We start from the raw sequence: 15,759 nt of genomic DNA, 5'->3' as shown, positions 1-15,759 counted from the left end.
GGACGGCCGGGGCGCCGGGGCACGATGACGGCCGTGCCCGACGCCCCCGACCGTCCCGACACCGCCCTGACCGACCCGGTGACCTCCGCCCTGCGCGGGCGGCTGGCCGGCTTCGGCGCGACCCGCGGTGCCGCGGTGCGCTTCGACCCGGAGGTGTCGCCGTTCGCGGCGCTCCCGCTCGACGCCGACGGTCACGGCAGCGCCGGGGACTGGGCCGACCTCGCGGCGCTCTGCGCGCCGGGCAGCGAGGTCGTGGTGGTGCGCGCCGCCGCCGGGCCGCCGCGGATCCCGGCGGGCTGGGAGCTGCTGCGCGCGTTCCCCGGGGTGCAGATGGACGGCGCCGCGGTGCCGGGCGCGGCCGCGGACGGCCTCGTCGAGCTGGGGCCGTCGGACCGGGCGGAGATGGCGGAGCTGGCCGGCCGCACCCGGCCCGGACCCTGGCTGGCGCGCACCGCCGAGCTGGGCCGCTACCTCGGCGTCCGCCACGACGGCCGGCTGGTCGCGATGGCGGGGGAGCGCATGCGCATCGGCGGCGCCGGCGGCGCCGGGGCGACCGAGATCAGCGCGGTCTGCACCGACCCGGAGTTCCGGGGCCGGGGGCTGGCCCGCCGCCTGGTCGACGCCGTCGCCGCCGGGATCGTCGCCCGCGGCGAGCGTCCGGTGCTGCACGCGGCCGCGGACAACCTCGGCGCGATCCGGCTCTACGGGGCGATGGGGTTCACCCTGTCGCGCACGATGCGGTTCGACCTGCTCCGCGCGCCGCACCGCTGAGCGGCTCAGGCCGACAGGGCGGCGTCGACGGAGCCGGGTGAGAGCACCTCGTCGAGCACCAGGATCGCGCAGCCCATCACGCCCGACCGCCCGCTGAGCAGGCCCGGCTCGATGCGCAGGTTCTGGGTGGCCGCGGCCATGGAGCGCCGGTAGATCGCCTCCCGCACGCCCGCGACGAGCGGGTCGAACGCGCCGACCAGGTCCCCGCCGATCGCGACCAGCGCGGGGTTGACCAGGTTGACCGCGGCGGCGAGGACCTCGCCGAGCCGGCGCCCGGCGATGCGCACCAGCCGCACCGCGTCCGGGTCGCCCTGCTTGACCAGCGCGACGACGTCGGCGATCGCGGTGACCGGCTGCCCGCACTCGGCGAGGTCGCGCACCAGGGCGCGGCCCGAGGCCAGCACCTCCAGGCAGTCGATGTTGCCGCAGCCGCAGCCGATGCCCGGCCCGTCGTGGACCGGGGTGTGCCCGATCTCGCCGGCCGCGCCCCAGGCGCCGCGCTGCAGCACCCCGCCGCAGACGAGCCCGGCGCCGACCCCGGACCCGATCTTGACCATCAGCAGGTCGTCGACGTCGGGGTGGGCGTCCTGCTCGGCCAGGGCCATGACGTTCACGTCGTTGTCGACCAGCACCGGGGCGGGGAAGCGGGCGGTGAGCAGCGGCGGCAGCGCGACCCGCTCCCAGCCGGGCAGCGCGGGGACGCCCACCGACCAGCCGTGCGCGCCGTCCACGGTGCCGGGGACCGACAGCCCGATGCCGCGGATCGTCGCGTCGTCGACCCCGGCGGTGAGCAGCAGCTTCTCCAGCCGGATGACCGCCTCGGAGAGCAGGTGCTCGGGCCCGGCGGAGGCGGGGATGTCCACGACGTCCTCGGCGAGCACGGCGCCGGACAGGTCGCACACGGCGGCCTTGGACCGGCTGACGCCGACCGACAGCGCCAGCACGGTGCCGCCCGCGGCGTTGAACTCCAGGCGCGCGGCGGGCCGCCCGCCGGTCGCGGCGGCACCGACCACCTCGGTGACCAGGCCGTCGGCGAGCAGCCGGTCGACGCGCGCGGCGACCGCGGTCCGGGACAGGCCGGTCTCGCGACCGATCTCGGTCCGGGTCCCGGCCACGCCGTCCCGGACCAGCCGGAAGATCTCGCCCGCCGTGGCGGGCGCGCTGGTCGGGGTGCGTCCTCGCATTCGTCCAGTGAACCACAGGGCTTCGACCTGGTAAAACGCTGATCGTGTCTCACTAACGTCTTGTGAGTACATAAGTCAGTCGATAGAGTGCTTATCGAACGGTTCGCCACGCACCCCACCACCTGGAGATCGACGTACCGTGACCGCCTCCGTCCCGCTGCACCCCGTCGTCGACGCCGTCACCCGACGGGTGGTCGCCCGCTCGGCCACCACCCGCGCCGCCTACCTCGAGCGCATCCGTGGGGCCGCCGCCACGGGGCCCGCCGCCGGCCCCGGCCGCGCCGACCTCGGCTGCGCCAACCTCGCCCACGCCGTCGCCGCGTGCGGGCCGGACAAGCTGACGCTCACCGCGTCGCCCGCCCGCAACATCGGCATCGTCACCGCCTACAACGACATGCTCTCGGCGCACCAGCCGTTCGAGACCTACCCCGCGCGGATCAAGGCCGCGGCCCGCGCCGCGGGCGGGGTCGCCCAGGTCGCCGGCGGGGTCCCCGCCATGTGCGACGGCATCACCCAGGGCCGCGCCGGCATGGAGCTGTCGCTGTTCTCCCGCGACGTCATCGCCCTGTCCACCGCGATCGCGCTGAGCCACGACATGTTCGATGCCGCGGTCCTGCTCGGGGTCTGCGACAAGATCGTGCCCGGGCTCGTGATGGGCGCGCTGTCCTTCGGCCACCTGCCGGTGCTGCTCGCACCCGCCGGCCCGATGACCTCGGGCCTGCTGAACAAGGAGAAGGCCCGCGTCCGGCAGGCGTTCGCCGCGGGCGGGGCCGACCGCGCCGAGCTGCTCGAGGCCGAGTCGGCCAGCTACCACGGCCCCGGGACCTGCACCTTCTTCGGCACCGCGAACTCCAACCAGCTGCTGATGGAGGTCATGGGCCTGCACCTGCCGGGGTCGTCGTTCGTCAACCCCGGCACCGCGCTGCGCGACGCCCTGACCGACGAGGTCGCCCGCCGCGCGCTCGACGCCGCGGGTGACCCGGACAAGGCGATGGGTGCGGTCGTCGACGAGAAGGCGGTGGTCAACGGGATCGTCGCGCTGCTGGCCACCGGCGGCTCCACCAACCACACGATGCACCTGGTCGCGATGGCCGCCGCCGCGGGCGTGCAGATCACCTGGGACGACTTCTCGGACCTGTCCACCGTCGTGCCGCTGCTGGCCCGGATCTACCCCAACGGCACGGCGGACGTGAACCACTTCCACGCCGCCGGCGGGACGGCGTTGCTCATCCGCGAGCTGCTCGACCACGGCCTGGCCCACGACGACGTCCGCACCGTCGACGGCCCCGGCCTGTCCCGCTACACCCGCGAGCCCTTCCTCGACGGGGACACCCTCGTATGGCGTGAGGGCACCACGGAGAGCCTGGACAAGTCGGTGCTGCGCTCGGTCGCCGACCCGTTCTCCCCGGACGGCGGGCTGCGCGTGCTGCACGGCAACCTGGGCCGCTCGGTGGTCAAGACCTCCGCCGTCGAGCCCGACCACCGCGTCGTCGAGGCGCCGGCCGTGGTCTTCGACGACCAGGACGACCTGCTGGCCGCGTTCGCCGCGGGCGAGCTCGACGGGCGGGACCTGGTCGCCGTCGTCCGGTACCAGGGACCGCGCGCCAACGGCATGCCCGAGCTGCACAAGCTGACGCCCGCGCTGGGGCTGCTGCAGGACCGCGGGCACCAGGTCGCGATCGTCACCGACGGCCGCATGTCCGGCGCCTCGGGCAAGGTGCCCGCCGCGCTGCACGTCACCCCGGAGGCCGCGCAGGGCGGACCGCTGCGGAACGTGCGCGACGGCGACCCGGTACGCCTGGACACCCTGAACGGCACCCTGTCCCTGCTGGTCGACGCCGACGAGTTCGACGCCCGCGAGCCCGCCCGGCCCGCCGGCCCGTCCGGCCCGACGACCGGCACCGGACGTGAGCTGTTCGCGGCGTTCCGCGCCGCGGTCGGACCCGCCGACACCGGTGCGACCGTCGTCCTGCCCCACTGAGGGACCGGTCGAGAGACCGTCCCGTCCGAGAGGAACCATGAGCGAGAAGCTGCTGGAGCTGGCCCCCGTCGTCCCCGTCGTCGTGCTGCACGACGCCGCGACGGCCGTCCCGCTCGCCCGTGCCCTGGTGGACGGCGGGCTGCCGGTCATCGAGGTGACCCTGCGGACCCCGGCCGCGCTCGAGGCCGTCCGCCGGATCGCGGCCGAGGTGCCCGACGCGGTCGTCGGCACCGGGACCGTCCGCACCCCCGACGACGTCCGCGCCTCGGTCGACGCGGGCGCCCGCTTCCTGGTCAGCCCCGGTGCGACGCCGCGGCTCCTCGACGCGATGGAGGACTCCGGGCTGGACTTCCTCCCCGGCACCGCGACGATCTCGGAGATGATGGCCGTCGCCGAGCGCGGCCACACCGCCTGCAAGTTCTTCCCCGCCGAGGCCGCGGGCGGGCGCCCGTTCCTGGCATCGGTCGCCGGGCCGCTGCCGGACCTGCGGTTCTGCCCGACCGGTGGGATCACCGTCGACTCGGCACCGGGCTACCTGACCCTGCCCAACGTCTCCTGCGTCGGGGGCTCCTGGCTCACCCCGGCCGACGCCGTCGCCGCGGGGGAGTTCGACCGGATCCGCGGTCTCGCCGCGGCCGCCGCCGCGCTGGGCTGACGGCGCGGGACCACGAGCACGGCCCTGGCCGCCGCCACGGCCAGCAGGAGGTAGACCAGGATCAGCGCCCACCCGGCGATGTCGCTCATCGCGTCATCGTGCGCCCGCGGCGACACCGACGGGCCGGGTCCTGACGCGATCCTGACGCCCGGGGACGGCACGAGGGGGCCGCCCCCGGGCGTCCGGCGAGGAGGTGGCGAGCGCCTCGAACGGGCTGACGCGGGGGCCCGGGACCGTTAGGATCCCGTTCCGGTGTGCCGGGAAGTCTGGTCGGCGAGCGCTGCCCCCTGCCCTCCCGACCTCCCCGGAGCCCCGTGAACACCACCCCCGCCCCCCGCCGCCTGTTCTCCCGCGGTTCGTGGGCACAGGCCCGTCGCGTCGCCGACGTGCTGCGCACAGAGACCGTCGGCGGCGTCCTGCTCGTCATCGCGGCCGCGGCGGCGCTGCTGTTCGCCAACTCGCCCTGGCGCGACGCCTACACCGCGCTCGCCGGGTTCACCGTCGGCCCCGCCGCGCTGCATCTGGACCTGTCGCTCGCGACCTGGGCCGCCGACGGCCTGCTGGCGATCTTCTTCTTCGTCGTCGGGCTGGAGCTCAAACGCGAGTTCCTGGCCGGGGACCTGCGCGACCCGCGCACGGCGCTGCTGCCGGTCGCGGCGGCCGTCGGCGGCATGGCGGCGCCCGCGCTGATCTATGTCGCGATCAACCTCGCGAACCCCGACGCGCTGGTCGGCTGGGCGATCCCGACCGCCACCGACATCGCGTTCGCGCTCGCGGTGCTCGCCGTCATCGGGACCCACCTGCCCACCGCGCTGCGGACCTTCCTGCTGACCCTCGCCGTCGTCGACGACCTGCTGGCCATCACGATCATCGCGGTCTTCTACACCGACCAGCTGTCGGTGCCCGCCCTGCTCGGCGCCCTCGTCCCGCTGGCGCTGTTCACCCTCGCGGTGCAGCGCGGGATCCGCTCCTGGTGGGTGCTGCTGCCGCTCGCCGCGATCACCTGGGTGCTCGTGCACGAGTCCGGGGTACACGCCACCGTCGCCGGTGTCCTGCTCGGCTTCGCGGTGCCGGTCCTGGGGCGCCGCCGGGTGCACGGGGTGTCGCTGTCGGAGCACTTCGAGCACCGCTGGCGCCCGTTGTCGGCCGGGTTCGCGGTACCGGTGTTCGCGTTCTTCGCCGCCGGGGTCACCGTCGTCGGTGGCGAGGGCGGGGGGATCGGCGGCGCCCTGCTCGACACCGTCACCCTCGGCATCGTCGCCGGCCTGGTGCTCGGCAAGACCGTCGGTGTGCTCGGCGCGACCTGGCTCGTGCAGCGGTTCACCCGGGCCCGGCTGTCCGACGACCTGTCCTGGTGGGACCTGCTCGGCCTCGCCCAGCTCGCCGGGATCGGGTTCACCGTGTCCCTGCTGGTCGGCGAGCTGGCCTTCGGGACCGGAACCCCGCAGGACGACCACGTCAAGATCGGTGTGCTGGCCGGTTCACTGCTCGCGGCCCTGCTCGCCACCGTGGTGTTGCGCGCCCGCAACGCCCACTACCGGCGGACCGAGCAGATCGAGACGCGTGACGCCGACGGTGACGGGGTGCCGGACGTCTACCAGGAGGGCGAACCCCGCCGGGACGGCTGAGCGCCGGCTCAGCGGTGGTCGGCGCGGGCCGCGGCGTGCCGCACCGCGGCCGGCGAGAGACCGCGCCGCCCGCGGTCCCAGTCACCGGTGTCCGGGCGCACACACGGCAGGGCGTGCACGAAGCTGCGGGCCGGTCCGCCGTCGGCCGCGGTCCCGCCGTGGGTGCGCATCCGCAGCGGCTCGCGGGTCGGGTCGATCGGGTTGAGGCAGCGCTCGCACAGCGCGTCCCGGATCACGCGGCCCACCGCCCGGCCGGGACGACGGTGCCCGCGGGGACACACGCCGCGACGTGCACGACGGCCTCGCGCCAGGTCACCTCGCCGGCCGCGTCGGCCGACTCGATGTGGGACAACCGGTAGACGCGCTCGGTCGCGGCGTCGACGGGGGCGTAGCAGCGCTCGCAGAGCTGGATCATCGGGCTCGACCTCGCGGCTCTCTCTCGGGATCGGACGGCCAGGGTCTACCCACCGGCCATCGTCCGGACACCGGAACGTGACCGGCGCCGCTGTGTGGGCCGCCCCACCTGACCTGCGACGTCGTCATCGGTGGGCGGGCGGGCGGTGTCGCGGCGGGGAACGGCGGGGGCCCCGTCCTAGACTCGGCGGTTCCCCGTACCCGACCGCTCCGGGAGTTCCTCCGTGCGCTTCGTGCACGCCGCCGACCTGCACCTCGACAGCCCGCTGCGCGGCCTGTCGCGGCTCGGCGACTCCGGGCTCGCCACAACGCTGCGTGCGGCGACCCGGCGGGCCTGCGAGAACCTCGTCGACGCGGTCGTCGACTCCCGGGCCGAGGCGCTCGTGCTGCCCGGTGACGTCTACGACGGCGACTGGAAGGACTACGCGACCGGCGCGTTCTTCGTCCGGCAGCTCTCGCGACTGCACGACGAGGGCATCCCGGTGTTCCTCGTCAGCGGCAACCACGACGCCGAGTCCGAGATCACCCGGTCGCTGCGGCTGCCGCCCAACACCCACCGGCTCTCGGTGGACGCGCCCGAGACCGTCGTCGACGACGACCTCGGCCTCGCCGTGCACGGCCAGGGCTTCGCCCGCCGCGCGGTGCTGGAGAACCTCGTCCCCGCCTACCCCGACCGGATCCCCGGTCTGGTCAACGTCGGCATGCTGCACACCTCGGTGCAGGGAGACGACCGGCACGACACCTACGCCCCCTGCCGCCCCGAGGACCTGTCCGGCTGCGGCTACGAGTACTTCGCCCTCGGCCACGTGCACGAGCAGCGCGCCGTCTGCGACGGCCCGCACCCGGCCTGGTTCTCCGGGAACCTGCAGGGCCGCCACCCGCAGGAGCGCGGCGCGAAGGGCGCCCTGCTCGTCGACGCGGCGCCCGAGCGGTGGGCGACGGTCACCCCGCTGGTCCTCGACGTCGCCCGCTGGGAGCTCGTCGAGGTCGACATCGCCGGGCTCGGCGGCGCGGACGAGGTCTACGAGGCCGTCGAGTCCGCGCTGCGCGAGCGGTGCGCCGCCGCCGCGCCGCGCACCGTCGTCGCCCAGGTGACGCTGCACGGCGCCGGGCCGGCCGCCGCGGACCTCACCTCGGCCGAGGGGGTCCGCACCGAGCTGGAGCTGCTCGCCGAGCGCTGCGGCGCGGTGCTGGAGAAGGTCCGCAACCGCACCCGCCCGCCCGCCGGGGCGCTCGCCGTCGACCCGGAGCTGACCGCCGCGGTGTCCGCCGCCGCGGCCGGTCTGGCCGCCGACCCGGACCGCATCCGCGAGCTCGCCGCCCCGCTGGAACGCGAGGTCGGCCGCCGGCTGCGCGAGGCGGGCCTGCTGGACCTGCGCGACGACGAGCGCCTCGCCACGCTGGCCCGCCAGGCCGAGCAGCAGCTGCTGGCCCGGATGGCCGGGTCGTGAGCACGACCGCGCGGCTGCGCACGCTGGTCCTGGAGCGCTACGGCGCCTACGAGGGCCGCGAGCTGACCCTCGGCGACGGTCTGACGATCGTGTCCGGACCCAACGAGGCCGGCAAGACCACCCTGCTCGACGCCCTGTCCGACCTGCTGTGGGGGATGCCCCGCCCGGTGCGCCACGCCTACGCCGTCGGCCCGTCGCGGCTGGCCGTCGCGGCCCGGGTCGCCGGTGCGGGTGCGGCGGGGGCCGAGACCGTGCTGCGCCGCACCACCCGCGGCCTGCACGACGACACCGGCGCCGTCGCCGACCCGCCCTGGGGCGAGTCCGGTGCCGACGCCCGGCGCCGCTGGCGGGAGGGGTTCGGGCTCGGCCACGAGGAGTTGCGCGAGGGCGGCCGGGCACTGTGCGCGGGGGAGGGGGACCTCGCCGAGCTGGTGTTCACCGCCCGCAGCGGCCGCGACGCCCGCGCCCTGATCGCCGCGCTGGACACCGAGGCCGACGCCCTGTTCAAGGACCACCGGGGCAACCGGTCGGTCGAGGTGCGGGCGGCGTTCGCCCGGTTCACCGAGACCGAGAAGGCCGTGGGGGAGCGGGTGTCGCGGGCCGGTGAGGTGACGGCGCTGGCCGAGGAGATCGCCCGGCTGGAACGCCGCGCCGCGGAGCTGACCCGCACCCGTCGCGGGGCGGCGGGGGCGGCGGACCGGGCCCGGCAGGCCGTCCGCGGCCAGGAGCCGGCCCGGGAGCTGGCCGCGCTGCGCGCCGAACGCGCCGCACTGTGCGCGACCGGCGCCGCCCTCGACGCGGCCTCGCTGGAGGAGTACACCCGCGCCACCGCCGCGCTGGCCGACGCCGAGACCGCCCGCGACGAGCACCGCGCCACCGCCGACGCACTGCGGGCCCGCCGCGCCGAGCTCGACCTCGACGAGGACCTGCTCGCCGACGCCACCCGGGTCCGCGAGCTGGAGTCCGCCGCCCAGGCCCGCCGCGGCGACGCCGAGCGGGCGGCCCGGCTGCGCGCCGACGCCGCCGAGGCCCACCGCCGCGCGGAGACCGCGCTGGCCGGGCTGGTCGCCGAGGACGGGCGCAGCCCCGCCGACCGGCTCGCCGCCGTCCACCTGCCGGCCGACCGGGCCCGCGACCTCGACGAGCACGCCCGCCGCCTCACCGAGGCGATCGCCGAGCAGGCCCGTGCGGAGCGGCTGCACACCGACGCGCTCGCCGAGGTCCGCGAGGTGGCCGACGTCCCGGGCGGTCTCGACGCCGACCGGGTCGGCCGGGTCGCCGAGGTCCGCCGCGCGATCGAGGCCGACGGGTCGGCCGCCGCGCTGTGCCGGGCCGCCGTCGCCGACGGCGACGCCGCCCGCAGCCGGCGCGCCGAGGCGCTCGTCGCGGCCGGGTACCGGGGCACCTCCGACGGCCCCGCCGTCGACGGTCGCGGTGTGCTGGCCCCGCCGCGCCGCGAGGTCCGGGAGCTGCGGGCCGCACTGCGCACCGCCGAGCAGGACCAGCGCGGCGCCGAGCGGGCCGCGGCGGACGCCGCGGACCGTGCGCACCGCGCCCGGGCCGCCCGCGACGGGGTGGCCGCCGACGGCCGCCCGGTCGGCGCGGACGCGCTCGCCACGGCCCGCGCCACCCGTGACGCCGCGCTGGAGCAGCTGCTCGCCGCGGGGCCGGGCGGCGCCGCCGCGGCCGCGGGCAGGCTGTCCGCCGCGCTCGCCGGGGCCGACCGGGTCGCCGACGACATGATCGCCTCCGCGGACCGGGTCGCCGAGCTGGCCCACCGGGACGCCGAGCTCGACACCGCCGACGCCGAGGCCGCCCGCACCGCGGCCGCCGCCGCCGCGGCCGGGGAGCGCACCGCCGCCGCGGCCGCTGCCTGGGCGACGCTGTGGCGGGCGCACGGCGTCGCCGTCCCGGACCCGGACGACGCCGACGCCGTCGTCGCCGCGCTGGCCGAGGCCGCCCGCGCCGAGGACGACGCCGCCCGCGCCGACGAGCGCCTGGCCCGGCTGCGCGACCAGGCCGAGGTGCAGGAACGGGCGCTGGGCTCCGCGCTCGCCGCGGCCGGGCGCCCACGCGACGGCGCCCCGCTGGACGTGCTGCTCGTCGCCGCCGCCGACCTCGCCACCGAGGCCGAGCACGCCCGCGACCGGCGGGTGCTGCTGGCCCGGCTGCGCAGCGAGGCCGAACGCGCCGGGGGAGCGGCCGACGCCGCCCGCCACGAACGGGAGCTGGCCACCCAGCGCTGGCGGTTCGCGCTGCGCGGCGCCGGTCTGCCCACCGATCTGGAGCCCGCGGGCTGGGACACCCGCCGCGACACCGTCGCCGACGCCCGCACCGCGGGGGCGCTCGCCCGCCAGGACGACGAACAGGCCCGCCGTCTGGAGCGCGCCGTCGCCGCCCACGGGCGGGCGGTCGTCGCGCTGGTGGAGCGGCACCTGGAGCCCGCACCGACCGGTACCGCGTCCGCGGACCGGCTCGGCGAGCTCGCCGACCGCGTCCGCGAGGTCACCAAGGCCGCGGTGTCGGCGGGCCACCTCGACGACGGCATCACCGCCGCCGAGGACGACGCCGCCCGCGCCGCCCGCAGCGCGGCCGCGGCCACCGCGGTGCTGGACCGGCTCGCCGTCGAGCTGGCACTGACCGAGGCCCCGGAGCCGGGCGGGCTGGAGGCCGCGGCGCAGCGCGGCGCGCACGTCGCCGTGCTCGACACCCGCATCGCCGAGCAGGAGCGGCTGCTGGCCGCCGCGGCGCCCGACCTCGACGCGGACGAGCTGGTCGCCGCCGCCCCGGACACCGAGCCCGGTGCGCTGACCGAGGCGCTGGACCGGGCGCAGGCCCACGAGCGCGAGCTCGGGGCCGAGCAGGACGAGGTGCGTGAGCAGCTGGGCGGGCTGCGGGCCCGGCGCCGTGAGCTGGAGGAGGCCGAGGGGGCCGCCGAGCTGTACGCCCGCGCCCAGTCCGAGCTGGCCGGCGTCGCCGACGCCGCGGAGCGCTACCTGGTGCTGCACCTGCAGCGCGAGATCCTGCGTCGCGAGCTGGAGGCCTACGAGCGCAGCCACGCCTCCCCGCTGCTGGTCCGCGCCGGGGTGGTGCTCGAACGCCTCACCGGCGGCCGGTTCGTCGCGCTGCGGCCCCCGGCCGAGGCGGGCGGCGCCGGACGCAGCCTGGTCGCGGTGCGCGCCGACGGCGAGGAGCTCGCCCCGACCCGGCTCTCGGAGGGCACCGCCGACCAGGTGCACCTCGCGCTGCGCCTGGCCGGGATCGAGCAGCTGCAGGCCGACCGGGTCGCCGCCGGGCTGCCGACGGTGCCGGTCGTGTTCGACGACGTCCTCATGACCTTCGACGACGAGCGCGGCGCCGCCGCCGTCGCCGTGCTGGGGGAGCTGGCCGCCACCGCGCAGGTGCTGCTGTTCACCCACCACGAGCACGTCGTCGGGCTCGCCCGCGACGCGGGCGTCCGGTTCACCGTCGCCGAGCTGGGGCCGCCCGCCCCGGTCGAGGTCGTCGGCGACGCCGACACCGCCCGCGCCACCCCGCTGGCCGGCTGAGCGGAGCGATCACGGAGACTCACCGACGTGGACGCGTGCGGTGAACGGTTCGTGATCGTCAGCGGCGACTCCCGGGCCGAGGTCGACGAGGTCGGGGCGGCGCTGGCCGGGTTCTCCCAGGGCGGCCGGGTCCGGGTCGATCCGCACCCGCCCACGGCCCGCCCGCCGAAGGGCTCCGGCGCGGTGCTCGCACCCTGGCCGAACCGGGTCCGCGGCGGCGCCTGGACCCACCGCGGGACCCGCAGGCAGCTCGCGTTGACCGAGCCGGACGCCGGCAACGCCATCCACGGCCTGCTGCGGCACGTGCCCTGGACCCCCGTGGAGCGGGCGGGGGACCGGATCACGCTGACCGCCGTCGCGCCGGTGCAGCCCGGCTGGCCGCAGCCGGTGCGGGTCACGGTGACCTACGCCGTCGGCCGCGACGGGCTCACCGTCACCACGGTCGTGGAGAACCTCGGGGACGCGCCCGTCCCGTTCGGCCTCGGCTTCCACCCGTACCTGCGGGTCGGTGACGTGCCGACCGACGAGCTGGAGCTGACCCTGTCCGCGCGGACCGAGCTGCCGCTGCGCGACCAGCTCCCGGACGGCCCGGCACGGCCGCTGGACGGAGCGGTCTCCCGGACCCGGCTCGCCGGGCTGGTCCTGGACAGCGCGTTCGGCGGCTGCACCCCCGGCGACGGCCCGGACGGCGGCGCCGACGGCCGGGTCCGGCACCGCGTCGGGTCCCGGGACGGCGGCGGCACCGAGCTGTGGGCCGACGCGGCGTTCGGCTGGGTGCAGGTCTTCACCCCGTCGGACTTCCCGCGCCAGGGCCCGGACGGAGCCGTGACGCCGTCGCGGGCGATCGCGGTCGAGCCGATGACCTGCCCGCCGGACGCGCTGAACTCGGGCACCGACCTGATCGAGCTCGTCCCCGGCGAGTCGCAGGTCCTGCGCTGGGGTGTCCACGCCACCGGGTGATCCGGATCATCCCCGGAGCGGAACACCGGAGAGGTCGTTGAACGCTCTACCTTCTGTGACTGCCCAGACCGCTTCCCCGGTGCTCCTGCCCCACCTCGACGAGGCCGGCCGCGCCGCCCTGTTCACCGAGGCCCGCACCGCCAACACCTTCACCGACGAGCCCGTCACCGACGAGACGCTCCGCGCGGTGTGGGACCTGGCCCAGTGGCCGCCGACCGCGGCCAACACCCAGCCGCTGCGCGTGACCTTCGTCCGCAGCGACGAGGGGAAGCAGCGCCTGCTGCCGCTGCTCGCCGAGGGCAACCGGGCCAAGTCCGAGGCCGCCCCGGTCGTCGCGATCCTGGCCGCCGACCTCGACTTCCACGAGCACTCGGACACCACGTTCCCGGTCAAGCCCGGCTTCCGCGAGGGCCTGGAGTCCCAGGGCCGCGAGGGCCGCGAGCCCATGGCGCGGTTCAACGCGTCGCTGCAGGTCGGCTACGTCCTGCTCGCCGCCCGCGCGCACGGCCTCGCCACCGGCCCGATGGCCGGCTTCGACGCCGACGCCGTGACCGCCGAGTTCTTCCCCGGCGGCCGGCACCGCGCGCTGCTCGTGGTCAACCTGGGCCACCCCGGCCCGGACGCCTGGCACCCGCGGCTGCCCCGCCTCGAGGCCGGGCAGGTCCTCGACTTCGCCTGAGCGGGCCCACCACCGCGGCCGTCACCGCGCGGCCGTCATCGAGGGGGTGTGCTGCAGCAGGGTGCGCGTGTAGTCGTGCCGCGGCGCGGTGAGGACCTCCTCCACCGTGCCCTGCTCGACGATCCGGCCCTGCTGCAGCACCGCGATCCGGTCCGCGACCTCCCGGGCCAGGGCGATGTTGTGCGTCACGAACAGCATCGCCGTGCCCAGCTCGCGACGGACCGTCGCCAGCAGCTCGACGATCGAGGCCTGCACCGACACGTCCAGCGCCGAGGTGACCTCGTCGCACACCAGGACGTCCGGCGCGGTCACCAGGGCGCGGGCGATCGCCGCGCGCTGACGCTCACCACCGGACAGCCCGCCCGGGTAGCGGTGGGCGAAGGACTCGTCGAGCCGCACCTGGCGCAGCATGTCCAGCACCCGGTCCCGGCGGGCGTCGGCGTCGAGGTCGGTGAGGTGGCGCAGCGGCACCTCCAGCGAGCTCGCGACGGTGCGTCGCGGGTTCAGCGACGCGAACGGGCTCTGGAACACGTACTGCACGCTGCGCAGCTGGGCGTAGCTGCGCGGGGTGGCCAGCGCCTCGCCGTGCAGGCTCAGCTCCCCGGCGTCGAGGGTCAGCAGCCCGGACAGGCCACGGGCCAGTGTGGTCTTCCCCGACCCGGACTCGCCCAGCAGCATCAGGCACTCCCCGGCGGCCAGCTCCAGGTCGACGCCGTCGAGCACGGGGCGCTCGCCGTAGCGCTTCCCGGCGCCGCGCACCCGCAGCACCGGCTCCCCGGCCGTCGTCGGCTCCCGTCCGCTCGCCCGGTGCAGGTCCGGCACCGCCGCGATCAGCGCCCGGGTGTAGGGGTGCTCCGGCGCGGTCAGCACGTCGCGCACCGGCCCGGTCTCGACGACCTCACCGGCCTGCATGACCGCGACCCGGTCGGCCAGCCCGGCGACGACGGCGAGGTCGTGGGTGATGTGGAGCGCGGCGGTCCCCGAGCGGGTCACCAGCTCACGCACGGTGTCGAGCACCAGGTCCTGGGTGGTGACGTCCAGCCCGGTCGTCGGCTCGTCGAGCACGACGACGTCGGGCCGGTGCACGAACGCCGCCGCGATCCCGACCCGTTGCTGCTGGCCGCCGGAGAGCTGGTGCGGGTAGCGGCCGAGGAAGGCGTCGTCGCCGGGCAGCCCGACGTCGGTGAGCACCTCCCGCACCCGGGCGGTCACGTCCCCCTCCCAGCCGTGCGCGGTGAGGACCTCCGCGACCTGCGGCCCGATGCGCAGCACCGGGTTCAGCGACAGCGCCGGGTCCTGCGGCACGTAGGACACCAGCCGCCCCCGGACCCCGCGCAGGGTCGCCGCGGGCAGCGTCAGCAGGTCGTCGTGGGACTCGGTGTGCCCGGCGAAGCGCACCGTCCCGCCGGTGTGGGTGAGCCCGGCCCGGAAGTGGCCGAGCGCGGCCAGCGCCGCGGTCGTCTTGCCCGAGCCGGACTCGCCGACCAGGGCCAGGATCTCGCCCGGTGCGACTGCCCAGTCCACGCCGTGCAGCACCTCCCGGCCGTGGGTCGTCGCGACCCGCAGCCCCGTGCACTCGATCGTCGGTGTCGGTGTCGGTGTCGGTGTCGGTGTCATGCCCCGCCCCCCGTCGTGTCCGCGGACTCCTTCGCCAGCGCGTCGGTGATCATGTTCGTGCCGACGGTGAGCACCGCGATCGCGAGCACCGGCAGCAGCACCCCCCACGGGGTGACGATCAGCGCGATCCGGTTCTCGTTGATCTGCAGCCCCCAGTCCGCGGCCGGCGGCTGCACCCCCAGCCCCAGGAACGACAGCGACGCCACGTAGCCGATGGAGTAGGTCAGCCGCAGGCCGAGCTCGACCATCAGCGGGCCGGTGATGGTGGGCAGGACCTCGGTGGCGAGGATCCGCCGCCGGGGCATCCCGTACATCCGGGCGGCCAGCACGTAGTCCTGCCCGGCGACCGACAGCGTCGCCTGCCGGGCGACGCGCGCGACCCGCGGGACGTGGGTGATGCCGATGACCAGCACCAGCAGCCAGCCCGACGAGCCGAGCACCGCGACCGCGAGCAGGGCCAGGACCAGCTGCGGGAACGACAGCAGCACGTCGCCGCCGCGCATGATCAGCGTGTCCAGCCTGCTGCCGGTGGTGCCGGAGTATCCGGCGAGCATGCCCAGCGCCGTGCCGCCGACGATGCCGATCGCGGTCGCGGCCAGCGCGTAGAGCAGCACCGGTCCGCCACCGGCGAGGAAGCGGGTGAACACGTCGCGGCCCAGGTCGTCGGTGCCGGCGACGCCCTCGGCGCGGAACGGGCGCCCGGCGAAGTCGTCGACGCCGTAGCCGGTCAGCAGCGGGCCGAGCACCGGCCCGAGCAGCGCGACCGCGACCACGACGAGCGTCAGGACCGCACCGATCCGCGCCTGGCGGCGACGGAAGGTGCGGCGCAGCAGCCCCGCGGGTGCGGAGCGTGCCCCGTCGCCCACGGGTG

General features: G+C 76.7%; 13 protein-coding genes. 8 read left to right on the top strand and 5 right to left on the bottom strand.

Annotation, left to right across the window (positions count from 1 at the left end):
• Positions 1-33 precede the first annotated feature (33 nt).
• Positions 34-771 (top strand): GNAT family N-acetyltransferase, encoded by a 738-nt coding sequence (locus tag WHI96_RS05160; protein WP_345645258.1) that lies wholly within the window; start codon positions 34-36, stop codon positions 769-771.
• 5 nt (positions 772-776) lie between these two features.
• On the opposite strand, the gene WHI96_RS05155 is transcribed toward WHI96_RS05160, so the two are convergent.
• Entirely contained in the window at positions 777-1,955 is a 1,179-nt protein-coding gene (locus tag WHI96_RS05155; RefSeq protein WP_345645260.1) for an ROK family transcriptional regulator, read from the bottom strand.
• 139 nt (positions 1,956-2,094) lie between these two features.
• Between WHI96_RS05155 and edd the strand changes: the two genes are divergently transcribed.
• The 3 genes from edd (at position 2,095) to nhaA (ending at position 6,219) form a co-directional block, all read left to right on the top strand.
• Positions 2,095-3,936 (top strand): phosphogluconate dehydratase, encoded by a 1,842-nt coding sequence (gene edd / locus WHI96_RS05150; RefSeq protein ID WP_345645263.1) that lies wholly within the window; start codon positions 2,095-2,097, stop codon positions 3,934-3,936.
• Between the two features lie 37 nt (positions 3,937-3,973).
• A complete protein-coding gene (eda, locus tag WHI96_RS05145) occupies positions 3,974-4,591 on the top strand; it encodes a bifunctional 4-hydroxy-2-oxoglutarate aldolase/2-dehydro-3-deoxy-phosphogluconate aldolase (RefSeq protein WP_345645266.1) in 618 nt (205 codons plus the stop codon).
• 314 nt (positions 4,592-4,905) lie between these two features.
• Positions 4,906-6,219 carry a Na+/H+ antiporter NhaA gene (gene nhaA, locus WHI96_RS05140; RefSeq protein WP_345645269.1) on the top strand — a complete coding sequence of 438 codons (1,314 nt, stop codon included), beginning with the start codon at positions 4,906-4,908 and terminating at the stop codon, positions 6,217-6,219.
• An 8-nt stretch (positions 6,220-6,227) separates the two neighbouring features.
• Here nhaA and WHI96_RS05135 read toward each other — a convergent pair whose 3' ends face one another.
• Complete coding sequence (locus WHI96_RS05135) at positions 6,228-6,455, bottom strand: hypothetical protein (RefSeq protein WP_179759914.1); 228 nt, start codon at positions 6,453-6,455, stop codon at positions 6,228-6,230.
• The gene (locus WHI96_RS05130; protein ID WP_062394822.1) at positions 6,452-6,634 is read right to left on the bottom strand and encodes a hypothetical protein; all 183 of its coding nucleotides are present in this window, start codon (positions 6,632-6,634) and stop codon (positions 6,452-6,454) included. The genes WHI96_RS05135 and WHI96_RS05130 overlap by 4 nt, the downstream gene beginning before the upstream one ends.
• A 223-nt stretch (positions 6,635-6,857) precedes the next feature.
• Here WHI96_RS05130 and WHI96_RS05125 point away from each other — a divergent pair, with 223 nt between their 5' ends.
• From WHI96_RS05125 to WHI96_RS05110, 4 genes are all read left to right on the top strand, one after another.
• Positions 6,858-8,084, top strand: a complete 1,227-nt coding sequence (locus tag WHI96_RS05125; protein ID WP_345645273.1) for a metallophosphoesterase family protein — start codon at positions 6,858-6,860, stop codon at positions 8,082-8,084.
• Entirely contained in the window at positions 8,081-11,632 is a 3,552-nt protein-coding gene (locus tag WHI96_RS05120) for an AAA family ATPase (protein WP_349302349.1), read from the top strand. Before WHI96_RS05125 ends, WHI96_RS05120 begins: the two co-directional genes overlap by 4 nt.
• A gap of 27 nt (positions 11,633-11,659) precedes the next feature.
• Positions 11,660-12,592 (top strand): aldose 1-epimerase family protein, encoded by a 933-nt coding sequence (locus WHI96_RS05115; RefSeq protein WP_345641632.1) that lies wholly within the window; start codon positions 11,660-11,662, stop codon positions 12,590-12,592.
• Positions 12,593-12,671: 79 nt separating this feature from the next.
• A complete protein-coding gene (locus WHI96_RS05110) occupies positions 12,672-13,271 on the top strand; it encodes a malonic semialdehyde reductase (RefSeq protein WP_345641629.1) in 600 nt (199 codons plus the stop codon).
• 21 nt (positions 13,272-13,292) lie between these two features.
• Here WHI96_RS05110 and WHI96_RS05105 read toward each other — a convergent pair whose 3' ends face one another.
• Together WHI96_RS05105 and WHI96_RS05100 are read right to left on the bottom strand one after the other, a co-directional pair.
• Positions 13,293-14,888 carry an ATP-binding cassette domain-containing protein gene (locus WHI96_RS05105; RefSeq protein ID WP_345641626.1) on the bottom strand — a complete coding sequence of 532 codons (1,596 nt, stop codon included), beginning with the start codon at positions 14,886-14,888 and terminating at the stop codon, positions 13,293-13,295.
• Positions 14,885-15,754 (bottom strand): ABC transporter permease, encoded by an 870-nt coding sequence (locus WHI96_RS05100; RefSeq protein ID WP_349302348.1) that lies wholly within the window; start codon positions 15,752-15,754, stop codon positions 14,885-14,887. The genes WHI96_RS05105 and WHI96_RS05100 overlap by 4 nt, the downstream gene beginning before the upstream one ends.
• Between the last annotated feature and the right edge of the window lie 5 nt (positions 15,755-15,759).

This window comes from Pseudonocardia tropica, from assembly GCF_040105315.1.
Lineage (GTDB): Bacteria > Actinomycetota > Actinomycetes > Mycobacteriales > Pseudonocardiaceae > Pseudonocardia > Pseudonocardia alni.
This window is presented reverse-complemented; position numbering and strand designations above follow the sequence as displayed.